Genomic DNA, 13982 nt, shown 5'->3' on the forward strand with positions numbered 1-13982 from the left:
CAATTGCGTTATGCCGCGCCGCAACGGGATGCTGCGGCGCGGCATGGGGGCGTCAGTCCAGCCGCAGCCGGGGCTTGGCGAGTCTTTGCAGCAGCTCCGAGGCCCAGATCAGCGGCACGCGGCGGCCATGCACCACGTACTGGTACTGGCGGTAGAGCATGTTGTAGCTGAGCTGGGCGAAGCGCCCCTCGATGAAGCCGCCGGGCAGCACGCCGAGCCGCCCCAGGCTGCCGAAGGCGTCGTAGCCGCCCAGCGAGACCAGGGAGCCGCGCTCCTTGTAGCGGAAGGGCGGCAGCTCCCGCCCCGCCAGGAAATCCGGCAGATGCGCGGCGAGGTGCCGCGCCTCCTGGTGCGCCACCTGGGCGGTGGCGGCGAGGGGGCGCTGGGCACCCTCCGGCACCAGGGAGCTGCAATCGCCCAGGGCGAAGATCGCCGGGTCGCGCGAGGTCTGCAGCGTGGGCCGCACCACGAGGCGGTCCGCCCGGTCCACCTCCAGCCCGTCCATCTCCCGCAGCACCGAGGGCGCGCGGATGCCCGCGGCCCAGACCCGCAGCGCGGCGTCGATCCGCCGCCCGCTCTTCAGCGTCAGGCCGCCGGCATCGACCGAGGCGACGGGGTCGCCGGTCAGCACCTCCACCCCGATCTCGCCCAGCACCCGGGCCGCGGCGGTGGAAACCCGCTCGGGCAGGGCGGGCAGGATGCGCGGCGCGGCCTCGATCAGCGTGATGTGGATGCGCTGGCGCAGCCCCGGCAGGCCATAGCCGGCGGCGAGGTCGAGCGCGTGGTTGATCTCCCCGGCCAACTCCGTGCCCGTGGCGCCCGCCCCGACGATGGCGATGGAGAGCGACCGGTCCGGACGGTCGGCGAGCGTCCGGATGATCTCCTCGCGCATCGCGACGGTGAAGGCTTCCGCCTGGTCGCGGCTGTCGATGAAGCGGCAATGCTCCTGGGCGCCGGGCGTGCCGAAGTCGTCGGCATGGCTGCCGACCGCGAAGACGAGCGTGTCATAGGTCAGGCGGGTGGTGACCGTGTCCTCGCCGCCCGGTCCCTGCAGCGTGCCCAGCGTCAGCCGCCGCCGTGCCCGGTCCAGCCCGCGCAGCAGGCCGGGCCAGTAGGTGAAGCCGTGCCGCCGCGCATGGGCGAGGTAGGAGACCTGTTCCTGCGCGGTGTCGAGCGTGCCGGCCGCGACCTCGTGCAGCCGCGGCTTCCAGACATAGCTGCCGCTGCGGTCCACCAGGGTGACGGCATAGGGCACGGGCCGGCGCCGATGGCTCGCCAGACGGATGGAAAGGTCGAGCCCCGCCGCGCCGCCGCCCACCACCACGATGCGGTGCGGCTCCGCCGTGCCCCGCGCGCCACCCTGACTGCCCGCCATGCATTCCTCCTCGGCCCGGAAGGCCGGCCCAATGGCCCCGTCCCGGGGTCTGGCCACGGTGGTCCGACCATGGTGGCCCGACCCCGGGACGGCCCGACCTTGCCGCATGCCCGCGATGGCGCCAACTTGCCGCCAACACCGAGGGAAATGCCGATGGCCGAGCCGCGCAAGCACCGTATCGCCGTGATCCCCGGCGACGGAATCGGACGCGAGACCGTGCCGGAGGGGCTCAGGGTCCTGGAAGCGGCCGGGCGCCGATTCGGTTTCTCGCTGGAATGCAGGGAATACGACTGGTCCTGCGACCGCTACCTGCACACCGGGGCGATGATGCCGGAGGACGGCCTGGAGCAGCTCCGCGAATCCGACTCCGTCTTCCTGGGCGCGGTGGGCTGGCCGGGCGTGCCGGACCATGTCTCGCTCTGGGGCCTGCTGATCCCCATGCGGCGCGGCTTCGACCAGTATGCCAACGTGCGGCCCTGCCGCCTGATGCCGGGCGTGCGCACGCCGCTGGCCGGACGCGGCCCCGCCGATATCGACTTCGTGGTGGTGCGCGAGAACACCGAGGGCGAGTACAGCAGCAGCGGCGGCCGCATGTTCCCCGGCACCGAGCGGGAATTCGTGACGCAGGACAGCGTCTTCACCCGCACCGGCGTGGACCGCATCATCCGCTATGCCTTCGACCTCGCGCGCACGCGCAAGCGGCGCAAGTTGACCTCGGCCACCAAGTCCAACGGCATCACCTTCACCATGCCCTTCTGGGACGAACGCTTCGCCGCCATGGCGGCGCAGTATCCGGAGGTGCAGACGGACCAGTACCACATCGACATCCTCTGCGCCCATTTCGTGCAGCATCCGGACTGGTTCGACGTGGTGGTGGGCTCCAATCTCTTCGGCGACATCCTTTCCGACCTCGGTCCGGCGGTGGCGGGCTCCATTGGCATCGCGCCATCGGCCAACATCAACCCGGAGAAGCTGCATCCCTCGATGTTCGAGCCGGTGCACGGCTCCGCACCCGACATCGCCGGCAAGGGCATCTGCAACCCGATCGGACAGATCTGGTCCGGCGCCATGATGCTTGAGCATCTGGGGGAGGCGGAGGCTGCGCAGGCGATCACCGATGCCATCGAGAAGCTGCTGGCCGAGGGCGGTCCGCGCACCCGCGACATGGGCGGGCAGGCCGGGACGGAGGATCTGGGCAAGGCGCTGGCGGCGCTGGTCGGGGCCGCCTAGCCTGGCCAGCCAGGGTCTCCCTGTCGTCCGGGCCTGGGCGATCCGCCCATGGTCCCGGCGACAGGGAGTGACGGCGGGCGGATCTTCGCCTTAAATCCGTCCCTGCCCGGTCCGGATTGAGGGAATCGCGCCAGGGCCAGGGGCGTAACGGCTTGAACGCTTGAATAGGCGTTCATGCGAGAATATAACCTAGGAACGAATTGCGAGCGATTCTCAAATAACTCGCAAACGCTGGAGTGTATGATGGGTCAGGAGTTCAGCCACATCGCCCGCCGCTGCGAGCGGGCCGTTGTGACCGCCTACCGCGAGCTGCGGGAGGGTGGCAATGACGACCTGTCGTCGTTCCGCGCCTGCACGGCCCTGTACCGCATCCACCATCCGGAAGCCTCGGTGAGCGAGGCGCAGCGCCTGGTGGCCGAATGGGTGGACCACCACATCATCCGCGCCGACACCGGCCCGACCATTGGCTGCGAGTGCGACGACGACTGAGCCTGCCCCGGCTGTCCCTGGCGGCCGGTTCCACGCGTGACCAGCTTCTCCGCAACCGGCATGGACGAAGACCGGCCCGCTTCCTGATCCCGCCGGCCGGTCCTTGCTTCCGCGCCGCTTCCTACCCGGCCTCCCCCCTGGCCCATGCGATCGAGACGCGGGCCAGTGCGTCGATCGTGTCCACCACCGGAAAAGGCAGGACGGGTCCGGCCTGGATCCCGAGCGGGATCTCCGTGCAGCCCAGCACCACCGCCTCCGCGCCGCGTGCGATCAGGCTCCCCGCCACCTCCGCCAGGGGCGCATAGGCTTCCGTGACCCGGTTCGCCTTCACCAGCGCGATGCCCGGTCCGACCTTGTCGCGCATCTGCGCCTCGTCCGGCGTGATCACCTCGTGACCGAGAGTGTCGAAGCGTTCCTGGTACAGTCGCATCGCCAGCGTGCCCGCCGTGGCCAGCAACCCGACCCTGGCGCCGGACAGTCCCTGGCGGCGCAGGTCATGGGCCGCCGCATCGACGATATGAAGGATCGGCAAGGAGGTGGCGGCGCGCATCGGCTCGTACCAGCCATGGGCGGTGTTGCAGGGAATGGCGATCGCGCCGCAGCCGGCCGCCTCCAGTCCGCGTATGCCGCGCAACAGGCCGGGCAGCGGGTCCTCCCCGCCATGCAGGCGCGCCTGGGTGCGGTCGGGAATGCGGGGGTCGGACCACAGCACGGCGGGGACGTGATCCTGATCCCGTTCCGCCGGTGTCAGCAACGTCATCCGCAACAGGAACTGCGCCCCGGCCAAAGGACCCATTCCGCCCAGGATGCCCAGCATCCGCTCCGCCATGGCCTCACTCCCCTTCGCCTCGATGCGGCGGCAGAGGAAGCATGGAGGGCGGGGGACGGGAAGGGGTCAGGCTGCCGGGGCCGGTCCGCGCCCGGCGCGGCGGTGCCAGAGCGCCAGGGCGGCGTCATAGGGAATGGCCGGAGCCTCGCGCAGGCGCCAGCGCCAGTCCTGGAAGCCGGGAGCCGCGCGGGCCGCCGGGCCACGGCGCGCCGGGAGACCCAGCAGGCGCAGCAACAGCACGCAGCGCGGGATGTGATAGGCCGAGGAAGACACCAGCACGGGGCCGCGCCAGCCTTGCAGCAATCCGGCAACGGCGCGGGCGGAGGACAGCGTGTCCGTGCCGGTCGGCTCCTCCAGGATATCGCCGGACGGCACCCCACCCTCGCGGAGCAGGCGGGCCATGACGCTCGCCTCGCTCGGCCCGTGCCGCCCCTTTGCCCCGGTCGGCACGTAAAGCGGCGGGGGATGCCGGTGGCGGCCATGCGACAGTGCCGCCTCCACCCGCCGCCGCAGGGTCTGGCTCGGGGAGCCGTCGGGCCGCACCGCCGTGCCAAAGATGACGATGGCGGCGCGGGGCCCTGGCGCGGCCGGGTTCAGGATGCGCGGCCGCCCGCCTGTTGCAGCATTCTGTCGGCGTCCTCGGCCGCGTTGCTGGCGACCTCCAGACGCAGGGAGGACCCATCGACCGTAAGGCGGCTGCGTTCGGCCAGCCCGGCACGGACCACGCCTTCACCGGCCAGCTTGGCCTTCTCTTGGCTGTCGAAGGTATAGGACACGGTCTTCCCGTCCGCGAGCGGGGCGGGGTCCTCATCCTGCATCTCCGAGGCCGGGACGGCGCGCGAGCCCCTGCCGCCTTCGTTCCCCACCGGGTCGCTGGCGGGAAAGGTGTCCTTCAGCGCCTCCTGTTCCTTCTCCTGTCCGTTGCCGGAGCCGGAAGCCGGATGCATCGTGGTCGGATCGGCGGCCATGGCGTTTTTCTCCTTCCGGGTGGTCCCGGTCCTGCGTCGGTCGGTCAGTCGGCGCCTCGCGGGCCGGGAAGATTTCCAGGGGGGTAACGATGCTGGTGCCATCGGGTTCACCGCCGCCGGACCGGCGCGGCTTCAAGGCGGTCGGGAGCGGCCTGGCCTGGACCGGGGCCGCCCGGGACGGCATGAACCCTGCATGGGCGCCGCCGGGCGGCAAAGGGCCAGCCCGGGCCGGCGCCCGGCTTCATGGAGGCCGCCGCCGCCGCGTGGGGCCGCAATCGGGGGCGAGCGAGTGATTGTTCTGGTGAAGTCGGGTGGCGAGGAAGCGGTGCCGAAATGGCGCAAGGCTTTCCAGGCCGTGGATCCGCGCCTGGATATCCGCTGGTGGGACGATGCCGCCGTGGCGCCGGAGGACGTGTCCTATGTCGTGGTCTGGGACCCGGAGCCCGGCCGGCTGAAGCGCCTGTCCAACCTGCGCGTCGTCTTCTCCTCCGCCGCCGGGGTGGACAACATCGTGCGTGACCCGGAATGGCCGCGCCATCTTCCGCTGGTGCGGATGGGCGGGCTGGAAACGGGCCAGCGCATGGGCGAGTTCGTGAGCTGGGCCTGCCTGTCCCTGCTGCGCGGGGCGCGGCGCATGGCGCTGGCGCAGGCGCAGGCGCGCTGGGACAACTTCAACCCCCGCTTCACCGCGCCGGAGCGGCGCGTCGGCATCATGGGGCTGGGCAGCCTGGGCGGCACGGCGGCGCGGATGCTGCGGGCGCTGGGCTTCCCGGTCGCGGGCTGGTCGCGCACCCGCAAGGAACTGCCGGGCGTCGAATCCTTCGCGGGGGCGGAGGAACTGGAGGCCTTCCTGGCGCGCACCGACATCCTGGTCTGCCTGCTGCCCTCGACACCGGAAACCCGCGGGCTGATCGATGCGCGCCTGCTGTCCCTGCTGCCCCGCGGCGCGCAGGTCGTGAATGTCGGGCGCGGCTCGCATCTCGTGGTGCCGGACCTGCTGGCGGCGCTGGACGGCGGCCATCTGGACGGCGCGCTGCTGGATGTCTTCGAGCCGGAGCCGCTGGCCTCCGACAGCCCGCTCTGGTCGCATCCCCGGGTGATCGTGACGCCGCATCTGGCCTCGATGGCCAGCCTGCGCGAGCGTGCGCGCTATATCGCGGAGGCGATCGCCGCGCATGAGGCGGGCGATCCGCTGCCCAATCTCTACGACCCGGAACGGGGCTACTGACATGCTGCTCTACGACCCGCCCCGGAAGCCCGATCCGAAGCATGTGCCGACCGAGGCGGAGCTGCGGCGCGACCTCGCTGCCGCCTACCGGCTGATCGCCCTGCACGGGATGACCGACACGGTCTATACGCATCTCTCGGTGCGCGTGCCGGGGGAGGGGCACCGCTTCCTGGTCAATCCCTATGGGCTGCTCTTCGAGGAGATCACCGCCTCCTCCCTGGTGCTGGTGGATGCGGAGGGGGAGCCTGCGCAGAAGACGAGCTGGCCGGTGAACCCGGCGGGCTTCGTGATCCACTCGGCGCTGCATCTCGCCAGCCCGCGCGCGCAGTGCGTGATGCACACGCACACGCTGGCCGGCATGACCGTGGCGGCGACGGCGCAGGGCATCCTGCCGCTGAACCAGATCAGCATGGAGTTCCACGGCCGCGTCGCGATCCACGACTACGAGGGCATCGCCGCCGACGACAACCTGTCGGAGCGCGAGCGCCTGGTGCGCGACATGGGCGACCGGCCCTGCCTGATCCTGCGCAACCACGGGCTGCTCACCGCCGGGCGCACGGTCGCGGAGGCCTTCTACTGGATGTACTATCTGGAGCAGGCCTGCCGCATCCAGGTCGCGGCGCTGTCCACCGGGGCGGCGCTCTCCATGCCGCCGCCCGAGGTGGTGGAGCGCACCCGGGCGCAGTCGCCCGACAGCCCGACCCAGGGCTGGCTGCTCTGGCAGGCGATGTGCCGCAAGCTGGACCGCGAGCAGCCGGAGTACCGGTCGTGAGCGGCGTGCTGGAACGCCCGGCCGTGGCGCGCGGGGCCGGGGCGGGCCATGCGCTGTCGCTGCGGGGCGTCACCCGCCGCTATGGGGAGGCGGCGGCGGTGGCGGATGTGTCGCTGGAGGTGGGGCGCGGCGAGTTCCTGACGCTGCTCGGCCCCTCGGGCTCCGGCAAGACGACGCTGCTGATGACGATCGCGGGCTTCGTCGAGCCCTCCGCCGGCCAGGTCCTGCTGGACGGGCGCGACATCACCGCCCTGCCACCGGAGAAACGCTCCTTCGGCATGGTCTTCCAGGGCTATGCGCTGTTTCCGCAGATGACGGTGGCGGAGAATGTCGCCTTTCCGCTGCGCGTGCGGCGGATCGGCCGGGCCGAACGCGAGTCCCGGGTGCGCGCCGCGCTGGATCTCGTGCAGCTGGACCGCTTCGCCGAAAGGCGGCCGCACCAGCTTTCCGGCGGGCAGCAGCAGCGCGTGGCGCTGGCCCGCGCCCTGGTCTTCGACCCGGCACTGCTGCTGCTGGACGAGCCGCTTTCCGCACTGGACAAGAAGCTGCGCGCCGAGCTGCAGGACGAGCTGAAGGCGCTGCACCGCCGCGTCGGCCGCACCTTCATCAACGTCACGCACGACCAGGAAGAGGCGCTCTCCCTCTCCGACCGGATCGCGATCCTGAACCACGGGCGGCTGATCCAGCAGGGCTCCCCGGCGGAGCTCTACGAGCGCCCCGCGACACGCTTCGTGGCGGGCTTCCTGGGGCAGAGCAACTTCCTGTCCGGCACGGCCGAGGAAAGCACGGGCGACACCATCGCCTTGCGCCTGGGCGGCACGCGCCTGCTGGCGCAAGGCACCGCGCGGGTGGGGGAGGGCGTGGTGCTGTCGCTGCGACCCGAAAAGATCCTGCCGCTCGGCGAAGGGATGGAGGAGGACAACATGGTGGAGGGACGGGTGCTGTCCTGGTCCTATGCCGGAACGGCCTTCCACCTGTCCGTGGCGACCGGGGATCTCGGTGTGCTGCGGGTGCAGCTGCCGGCCTGGCGCGCGCCGTTGCAGCCGGCGGAGGGGCTGCCGCTGCGCCTGGGCTGGAGCCGCACGGCGGCGGTATCGGTGCACGACGACGGCTGATCCCTTCGTGGTCCGCCGTGTGGCCGCGGCCGGTCGGATCTTCGCCCTGTGGTTGCGCAGAAGTCACGTGACTTCCCTGGATGGTTGCTGTCACTCTTCCGTCCTTGTGGCCGGAAGTAAAACGAACAGAAGCCGAAACAACTTCGAGGCCCATAAAATTATATAAGACAAAACTATCCGAATATCCTGTCAGTATTCATGGATGCTCCATGAAAAATACGTCGGATTTGCCCTGTTACTATTCGATGTGCTGGCGGCCGGAAAGAAAAGCCGATAGGCGAAGCCTCCCGCGACATGGTGCGGTGCAGCGAATCCTTCCGGATCAGGAAGGTTTCCGCGTGCCTGTCCTGATGCTTGCAAGGCTCCGCCGGATGAACGCTGCTGGCTTCCCGCTTCTATCGACCCTGACATTCCTGCCGCTGGCCGGCGTGGCCGCCATCCTGTGCCTGAGAGGCGAGGAGGAAAGGATCGGGCGGCTGGTGCGTGGAATCGCGCTCGGCACCAGCCTGGCCGTCCTGGCGCTCGCCTCCCTGCTCTGGTTCGGCTTCGACAACGCCAGCGGCGCCTACCAGTTCCAGGAACACGCGAACTGGATGCCGGAGACGGGCATCAGCTACCACATGGGCGTGGACGGCATCTCCGTCCTCTTCGTGCTGCTCACCGCGCTCCTGACGCCGATCTGCATCCTGGCCTCCTGGCGGATGGAGCAGACCCGTATCCGCGCCTACATGATCGCCTTCCTGCTGCTGGAAACGGCGATGATCGGCGTCTTCTCCGCCGTCGACCTGCTGCTCTTCTACGTCTTCTTCGAGGCAGCGCTGGTGCCGGTCTTCCTGATCATCGGCATCTGGGGCGGGACGCACCGCGTGCGGGCGGCCTTCAAGCTGTTCTTCTACACGCTGGCGGGCGCGGTGCTGATGCTGCTGGCGGTGCTGGCCATCTGGTACGATGCCGGCTCCACCGACCTGACGCAGCTGATGGGCCTGCACCTGTCGCACGGCGCGCAGATGTGGATGTTCCTGGCCTTCTTCGCCGCCTTCGCGGTGAAGATGCCGATGTGGCCCTTCCACACCTGGCAGCCGGAGGCCTATGCCGAGGCGCCGACCGCGGGCTCGGTCATGCTGGGCGGCGTGATGCTGAACATGGGCGCCTATGGCTTCCTGCGCTTCTCCATCCCGCTCTTCCCGCAGGCGACGGAAACGCTGGCGCCCTTCGTCCTGGCCCTGTCGGCGATCGCCGTGGTCTATGCCAGCCTGGTGGCCCTGCTGCAGCAGGACATGAAGAAGATCGTGGCCTATTCCTCGATCGCCCATATGGGCATCGCCACGATCGGCGTCTTCTCCATCGACGAGCAGGGCATCTCCGGCGCGCTGCTGCAGATGCTGGCCCATGGCGTGGTCTCGGGCGCCGGCTTCCTCTGCATCGGCGTGCTGCAGGACCGCGTGCGCTCGCGCGACATCGGGCATTTCGGCGGGATCGCGAAGGTCATGCCGGCCTACGCCGTGGTGGCGATGATCTTCACCCTGGCCGCCATGGCGCTGCCCGGCACCGCCTCCTTCCCCGGCGAATTCCTGGTGCTGGTCGGCGCCTGGAAGATCAGCCCCTGGCTGACCCTGGCGGCCGGCAGCAGCATGATCCTGGGCGCCGCCTACATGCTGCGCATGTACCGGGCCGTGGTGTTCAGCCGCCTGCAGCGGACCGAACTGCGCCAGCTCCTGGACCTTTCGGTGCGGGAGAAGCTGATCTTCGCGCCGCTGGTGCTACTGACGCTCTGGATCGGCATCCATCCCGGCACCTTCCTGCATGTCTTCCAGGCCAGCGTCTCCACCCTGGTCCACCGGCAGGAAGCCGCGCTCGCCACGGCGCATCTCGCGGGCCTCTGATCCGCCGCCCGCGCCTTCCGGGGGGAGCGGGCACGCCGCCGTGAGACGGGGGCCACCGCCCCGGCGGAACCGCCCGGAGGGGCGGGACGTTGAGGGGGGACGGAACCGGAGACCCCCGCCATGCCCGATGACAGCTTCTCCGCCACGCGGCGCGGCCTGATCCGCGCCTCCGGCCTGTCGGCCATGGGCCTCGCCATCGGCGCGGCGGGCGGGGCATCCAGCGGGGCGCCGGGCTATCCGGCCCCGTCGGAGATGGACATTGGTCGGGTGCAGAACGGCCGGGTCGTCTTCCCGAACTGGCGCAGCGAGGCGGAGCCGCGCACGCCGCCCCCGCCCGCGCCGCGCGCGCCGGGGGAGCGCCTGGGCTATGCCGTCGTGGCGCTGGGCAGGCTGAGCCTGGAGGAGATCCTGCCCGCCTTCGCCGAGTGCAGGAGCTCCTATCCGGCGGCGCTCGTGACCGGCAGCCCCGAGAAGGGCAGCGTGGTGGCGCGTCAATACGGCATTCCGCAAACCGCGGTGCTGGGCTACGCGGATTTCGAGACGCTGCGCGACCTGCCGGAGGTGAAGGCGGTCTACGTCGTCCTGCCCAACGGCATGCACCGCGAATACACGCTGCGCGCGGCGGCGATCGGCAGGCACGTGCTCTGCGAGAAGCCGATGGCGAACACCGCCGCCGAGGCGCAGGAAATGGTCGAGGCCTGCGCCAGGGCGGGCGTCAGGCTGATGGTCGCCTATCGCTGCCAGTACGAGCCCTACAACCGCGCGGCGATCGCGCTGGTGCGGTCCGGCGAGCTGGGCAGGCTGCGCTTCATCGAGGCGACCAACGTCCAGGCCAACGGGCCGGGGCCGCAATGGCGCTACTCCAAGGCCCTGGCCGGGGGAGGGGCGCTGCCGGATATCGGGCTCTACTGCCTCAACGCCACGCGCTACATCACTGGCGAGGAGCCGGTGGAGATCACCGCGCGCCGCTACAGCCCGCCGGGCGACGAGCGCTGGAAGGAGGTGGAGGAAAGCATGAGCTTCGGCCTGCGCTTCCCGTCCGGCGTGATGGCGAACTGCCTCTCCTCCTATGGCGCCTTCAACGACAAGACGCTACGGCTGCATTTCGAGGGCGGGACCGTCGAGATGCCGGATGCCTTCTCCTATGTCGGGCAGCGCCTGATCGTGTCGCGCAAGTCCGGCAACGTCGTCGGGCAGGAGGAGCGCAAGATCCAGCACAAGAACCAGTTCGCGTTGGAGATCGACCATTTCTCCGAACGCATCCTGGCCGACGAGCCGCCGCACACGCCGGGCGAGGAAGGGCTGCGCGACATGCGGCTGATGGAGACCATCTATCGCGCCGCCGCCGAGAACCGGCCCCAGGCGGTGGAGCCGGTACAGGCCACGACCCGTGGGCCGGACCCGCGGGAGGAGTGATGCCCGGCGGCGGAAGTTCCGGCTTCAGCGGCCCGGCATCGCGCACGGGGCCGTTGGGGCGGCCGCGCCCCGGGGATGTTCCGGGGACGCCTTACCCGGCTTCGTCGCGGACATCATGGATGCTGGCCAGGCTGCCGATCTCGCCATGCCCGCTGGCATCCCGGACGACGCTCAGGCTTCCATCCGTCTCCAGCACCACGGCGGCGACCTGCCGGGGCTCGGAAGCCCCGGAGCCGCGAAGGGCAGCCAGGACTTCCGCCTCGGTGATGCGCTGGGCGCGCATCGCCCCCCGGAGGAACTGCCCCCGGTGCAGCAGCAGGGTCGGCTCCGACTTCACCAGGTCGCTGAAGCCCTGAGACCGGACCGAAAGCCAGGCGACCACGTATTGCAGCCCGGCCAGGAGCACGAAGGCCAGCAGCCCCTCCATCAGGGCCACCGACTTGCTGAGCAGCACGGTGGCCAGGGTGGAGCCCAGTGCCACGGTGACGACCAGGTCGAAGGCGTTGAGCTTGGCCAGGGTGCGCTTGCCGAAGGTGCGCAGCAACACCACCAGGGCCAGGTAGGCGAGGGTTCCGACCACCAGGACCCGGAGCAGCCCGAACCAGCTATCGAAGAACATCAGGCCCCCATGGTCCGGGCCATGCCCGGCGTATGCTGGTGACGACACTGGCGCGCCCGGCCGCCCCTCACCGGACGGAACCCGCGCCGCGGCCGGGGATGACATCCCCGCGAGGCCGCAGGAACCGGACGGCCAGCAAGCCGGCGAGCACCGCCCCGAGCGTGTCCATGACGATGTCCAGGATGCTGTCGTGCTTGCCTTTGATGACATTGCCCGGCGCGAACTGGTCGAAGCCCCACTCGGCGACCTCCCACAGCGCCCCGATCGCGATCCCGACGCTGGCGAGAAGGAAGAAGGCCAGAACCGGCTGCGGCGGCGCCGCCCGGAGGAACCGGCCGAAGACGACGATGGCGAGCCAGAAGGTGATGGCGAGGATGGTGCAGCCGTGCAGCACGCGGTCGAACCACCAGAACGGCTGATACAGGTCGAAGGCATAGCCCGCGATGTTGGCGACCCCGGCCAGGATGAGCAGCATCCAGGCCGTCGCATATCCGGATGTGGCGATTCCCATTGTCGTGCTCCCGGGCGGCAGGCAGGTCTGCACCCCTTCGCCCGCCATGTCGAACCTCCGTGGCGGCGCCGGAGCCGGTCCGGCGTGCCTCCGGTGCGCCGGGACGCCCGGCACAGGCCCCCGCGGCCGCCTCAGCGGCGCTCCATCACGTTCAGGAAACGATGCGCCAGGGCGCCGTAGAGCGGGCGGCGGCAGATGAGGCGAGAGGCGCCGGTCGCGATAAAGGAAGTGGCCATCAGCGGGATGATCATGTTCTGCCCGTCGGTCATCTCCATGACGATGACGGCGGCGGTGATCGGCGCCTGCACCACGCCGGAGAAATAGGCGACCATGCCGAGCAGCACCATGGCGCCCAGCGGCGCGACCGGCAGGAACTCCGCCAGCGTGGCGCCGAAGCCGGCCCCCACCGAGAGGGAGGGCGCGAAGATGCCGCCGGGAATGCCGCTGCAATAGGACACCACCGTCGCCAGCAGCTTGGACACGAAATAGCTGGCCGGAAGGGTGGTCTCCCCCTCGATCAGCCCCCGCGCCTGGGCATAGCCCGTGCCATAGGTCAGGCCGCCGCTGGCCAGCCCGATCAGTGCCACCAGCAGCCCGCAGAGCGCGGCGAAGCCCACCGGATGGCGCGCCAGCAGGCGCCCGGCCAGCCCCGGCAGGCCGGCCGAGGCGCGCACCAGCATCCAGCTGAAGACGCCGCCGCAGAGCCCGCCCAGCACGGCGCAGAGCGGGACGGCGGCCCAGGCGGCGCCCATCGGCAGATCCACCTGGGTGACGCCGAAATAGGTGTAGTTCCCGACCAGGGCCAGGCTGACCACGCCGCCGATCACCACGGCGGTCAGGACATTGCCGCTGGTGCGGCCCTCATAGGAATGGCTGAGCTCCTCGATGGCGAAGACGATTCCCGCCAGCGGGGTGTTGAAGGCGGCCGCGACGCCGGCGGCACCACCCGCCAGCACCATGGCACGGTGGGTCTCGGGCCGGGGGAGGTGCAGCCGCTGGGCCAGCGCCTGCATGATCGAGGCGCCGACCTGCACGGTCGGCCCTTCGCGCCCGATCGAGCCGCCGCCAAGCAGGCCGAGCAGCGTGAGCAGGACCTTTCCCACCGCGATCCGCAACGAAAGGATCCGGGCGACGAGCCTCGGGTCGTCCATGTGCAGCGTGGCGATGACCTGGGGGATGCCGCTGCCCTGGGCGCCGGGAAAGACGGTGCGGGTCAGGTAGCTGGCCAGGGCGAAGCAGGCGGGCGAGACCACCAGCGCCAGCAGCGGCCAGTGCGTGACCAGGCGGTGGAAGCCCTCTCCCGCCCGATCGGCCAGGGCAGCGAAGGCGATGGCCACGAGGCCCACCAGCACGGCGCCGAGCCAGAAGACCATGCGGCGCAGCCAGAGGCGCGGCGACACCAGGGGGAGCCGCCGCAGCCGCCGGAAGCGCTGACGCCGCGGGCGAGGGGCGGTCCGGGCCTGCTCCGCTGTCTCCGACACCTCCAGCCGTTCCATGCACCCTATCCTTTCGTCCTCCCGATCTCCTTAGGCGAGATCGGGCGGCGC

14 protein-coding genes are annotated in these 13982 nt (G+C 70.5%); 7 read left to right on the plus strand and 7 right to left on the minus strand.

Annotated features, from left to right (window positions below; genetic code table 11):
- Window positions 1-52: 52 nt before the first annotated feature.
- A complete protein-coding gene (locus tag CTJ15_RS07300; protein ID WP_075821530.1) occupies window positions 53-1375 on the minus strand; it encodes an NAD(P)/FAD-dependent oxidoreductase in 1323 nt (440 codons plus the stop codon).
- A gap of 153 nt (window positions 1376-1528) precedes the next feature.
- Here CTJ15_RS07300 and CTJ15_RS07305 point away from each other — a divergent pair, with 153 nt between their 5' ends.
- Window positions 1529-2605 (plus strand): tartrate dehydrogenase, encoded by a 1077-nt coding sequence (locus CTJ15_RS07305; protein ID WP_019460102.1) that lies wholly within the window; start codon window positions 1529-1531, stop codon window positions 2603-2605.
- A 243-nt stretch (window positions 2606-2848) separates the two neighbouring features.
- Complete coding sequence (locus tag CTJ15_RS07310; protein WP_019460103.1) at window positions 2849-3094, plus strand: hypothetical protein; 246 nt, start codon at window positions 2849-2851, stop codon at window positions 3092-3094.
- A 121-nt stretch (window positions 3095-3215) separates the two neighbouring features.
- Here the strand turns inward: CTJ15_RS07310 and CTJ15_RS07315 are convergent, their stop codons facing one another.
- From CTJ15_RS07315 to CTJ15_RS07325, 3 genes are all read right to left on the minus strand, one after another.
- Complete coding sequence (locus tag CTJ15_RS07315) at window positions 3216-3923, minus strand: aspartate/glutamate racemase family protein (protein ID WP_099781400.1); 708 nt, start codon at window positions 3921-3923, stop codon at window positions 3216-3218.
- A gap of 66 nt (window positions 3924-3989) precedes the next feature.
- Window positions 3990-4466, minus strand: a complete 477-nt coding sequence (locus CTJ15_RS07320; RefSeq protein WP_252571354.1) for a YdcF family protein — start codon at window positions 4464-4466, stop codon at window positions 3990-3992.
- A gap of 50 nt (window positions 4467-4516) precedes the next feature.
- Window positions 4517-4891, minus strand: a complete 375-nt coding sequence (locus tag CTJ15_RS07325; protein WP_099781402.1) for a hypothetical protein — start codon at window positions 4889-4891, stop codon at window positions 4517-4519.
- Window positions 4892-5180: 289 nt separating this feature from the next.
- On the opposite strand from CTJ15_RS07325, the gene CTJ15_RS07330 reads away from it, so the two are divergent.
- From CTJ15_RS07330 to CTJ15_RS07350, 5 genes are all read left to right on the plus strand, one after another.
- Window positions 5181-6119: a glyoxylate/hydroxypyruvate reductase A gene (locus tag CTJ15_RS07330; RefSeq protein WP_075821531.1), complete on the plus strand. Its 939-nt coding sequence runs from the start codon at window positions 5181-5183 to the stop codon at window positions 6117-6119.
- Window position 6120: 1 nt separating this feature from the next.
- On the plus strand, window positions 6121-6891 hold the full coding sequence (locus CTJ15_RS07335; protein ID WP_075821532.1) for a class II aldolase/adducin family protein: 771 nt from the start codon (window positions 6121-6123) through the stop codon (window positions 6889-6891).
- A complete protein-coding gene (locus tag CTJ15_RS07340) occupies window positions 6888-8006 on the plus strand; it encodes an ABC transporter ATP-binding protein (protein ID WP_019460109.1) in 1119 nt (372 codons plus the stop codon). Before CTJ15_RS07335 ends, CTJ15_RS07340 begins: the two co-directional genes overlap by 4 nt.
- Window positions 8007-8377: 371 nt before the next feature.
- Entirely contained in the window at window positions 8378-9889 is a 1512-nt protein-coding gene (locus tag CTJ15_RS07345; RefSeq protein ID WP_075821543.1) for an NADH-quinone oxidoreductase subunit M, read from the plus strand.
- Window positions 9890-10009: 120 nt separating this feature from the next.
- Window positions 10010-11305: a Gfo/Idh/MocA family protein gene (locus CTJ15_RS07350; protein WP_099781403.1), complete on the plus strand. Its 1296-nt coding sequence runs from the start codon at window positions 10010-10012 to the stop codon at window positions 11303-11305.
- A 91-nt stretch (window positions 11306-11396) separates the two neighbouring features.
- Here the strand turns inward: CTJ15_RS07350 and CTJ15_RS07355 are convergent, their stop codons facing one another.
- The 3 genes from CTJ15_RS07355 to CTJ15_RS07365 all read right to left on the minus strand — a co-directional run bounded on the left by CTJ15_RS07355 (window position 11397) and on the right by CTJ15_RS07365 (window position 13931).
- Window positions 11397-11924, minus strand: a complete 528-nt coding sequence (locus tag CTJ15_RS07355; RefSeq protein WP_058389522.1) for a DUF421 domain-containing protein — start codon at window positions 11922-11924, stop codon at window positions 11397-11399.
- 67 nt (window positions 11925-11991) lie between these two features.
- Entirely contained in the window at window positions 11992-12435 is a 444-nt protein-coding gene (locus tag CTJ15_RS07360; protein WP_151904029.1) for a hypothetical protein, read from the minus strand.
- A 131-nt stretch (window positions 12436-12566) separates the two neighbouring features.
- The gene (locus CTJ15_RS07365; RefSeq protein ID WP_083755380.1) at window positions 12567-13931 is read right to left on the minus strand and encodes a chloride channel protein; all 1365 of its coding nucleotides are present in this window, start codon (window positions 13929-13931) and stop codon (window positions 12567-12569) included.
- Window positions 13932-13982: the final 51 nt, after the last annotated feature.

The organism is Roseomonas sp. FDAARGOS_362 (assembly GCF_002754815.1).
Taxonomy (GTDB): Bacteria; Pseudomonadota; Alphaproteobacteria; order Acetobacterales; family Acetobacteraceae; genus Roseomonas; species Roseomonas mucosa.

Coding starts and splice junctions, on each gene's coding strand:
- CTJ15_RS07300 (WP_075821530.1), bottom strand. CDS start 1,375: ATGGCGGGCAGTCAGGGTGGCGCGCGGGGCACGGCGGAGCCGCACCGC.
- CTJ15_RS07305 (WP_019460102.1), top strand. CDS start 1,529: ATGGCCGAGCCGCGCAAGCACCGTATCGCCGTGATCCCCGGCGACGGA.
- CTJ15_RS07310 (WP_019460103.1), top strand. CDS start 2,849: ATGGGTCAGGAGTTCAGCCACATCGCCCGCCGCTGCGAGCGGGCCGTT.
- CTJ15_RS07315 (WP_099781400.1), bottom strand. CDS start 3,923: ATGGCGGAGCGGATGCTGGGCATCCTGGGCGGAATGGGTCCTTTGGCC.
- CTJ15_RS07325 (WP_099781402.1), bottom strand. CDS start 4,891: ATGGCCGCCGATCCGACCACGATGCATCCGGCTTCCGGCTCCGGCAAC.
- CTJ15_RS07335 (WP_075821532.1), top strand. CDS start 6,121: ATGCTGCTCTACGACCCGCCCCGGAAGCCCGATCCGAAGCATGTGCCG.
- CTJ15_RS07345 (WP_075821543.1), top strand. CDS start 8,378: ATGAACGCTGCTGGCTTCCCGCTTCTATCGACCCTGACATTCCTGCCG.
- CTJ15_RS07350 (WP_099781403.1), top strand. CDS start 10,010: ATGCCCGATGACAGCTTCTCCGCCACGCGGCGCGGCCTGATCCGCGCC.
- CTJ15_RS07355 (WP_058389522.1), bottom strand. CDS start 11,924: ATGTTCTTCGATAGCTGGTTCGGGCTGCTCCGGGTCCTGGTGGTCGGA.
- CTJ15_RS07360 (WP_151904029.1), bottom strand. CDS start 12,435: ATGGGAATCGCCACATCCGGATATGCGACGGCCTGGATGCTGCTCATC.
- CTJ15_RS07365 (WP_083755380.1), bottom strand. CDS start 13,931: ATGGAACGGCTGGAGGTGTCGGAGACAGCGGAGCAGGCCCGGACCGCC.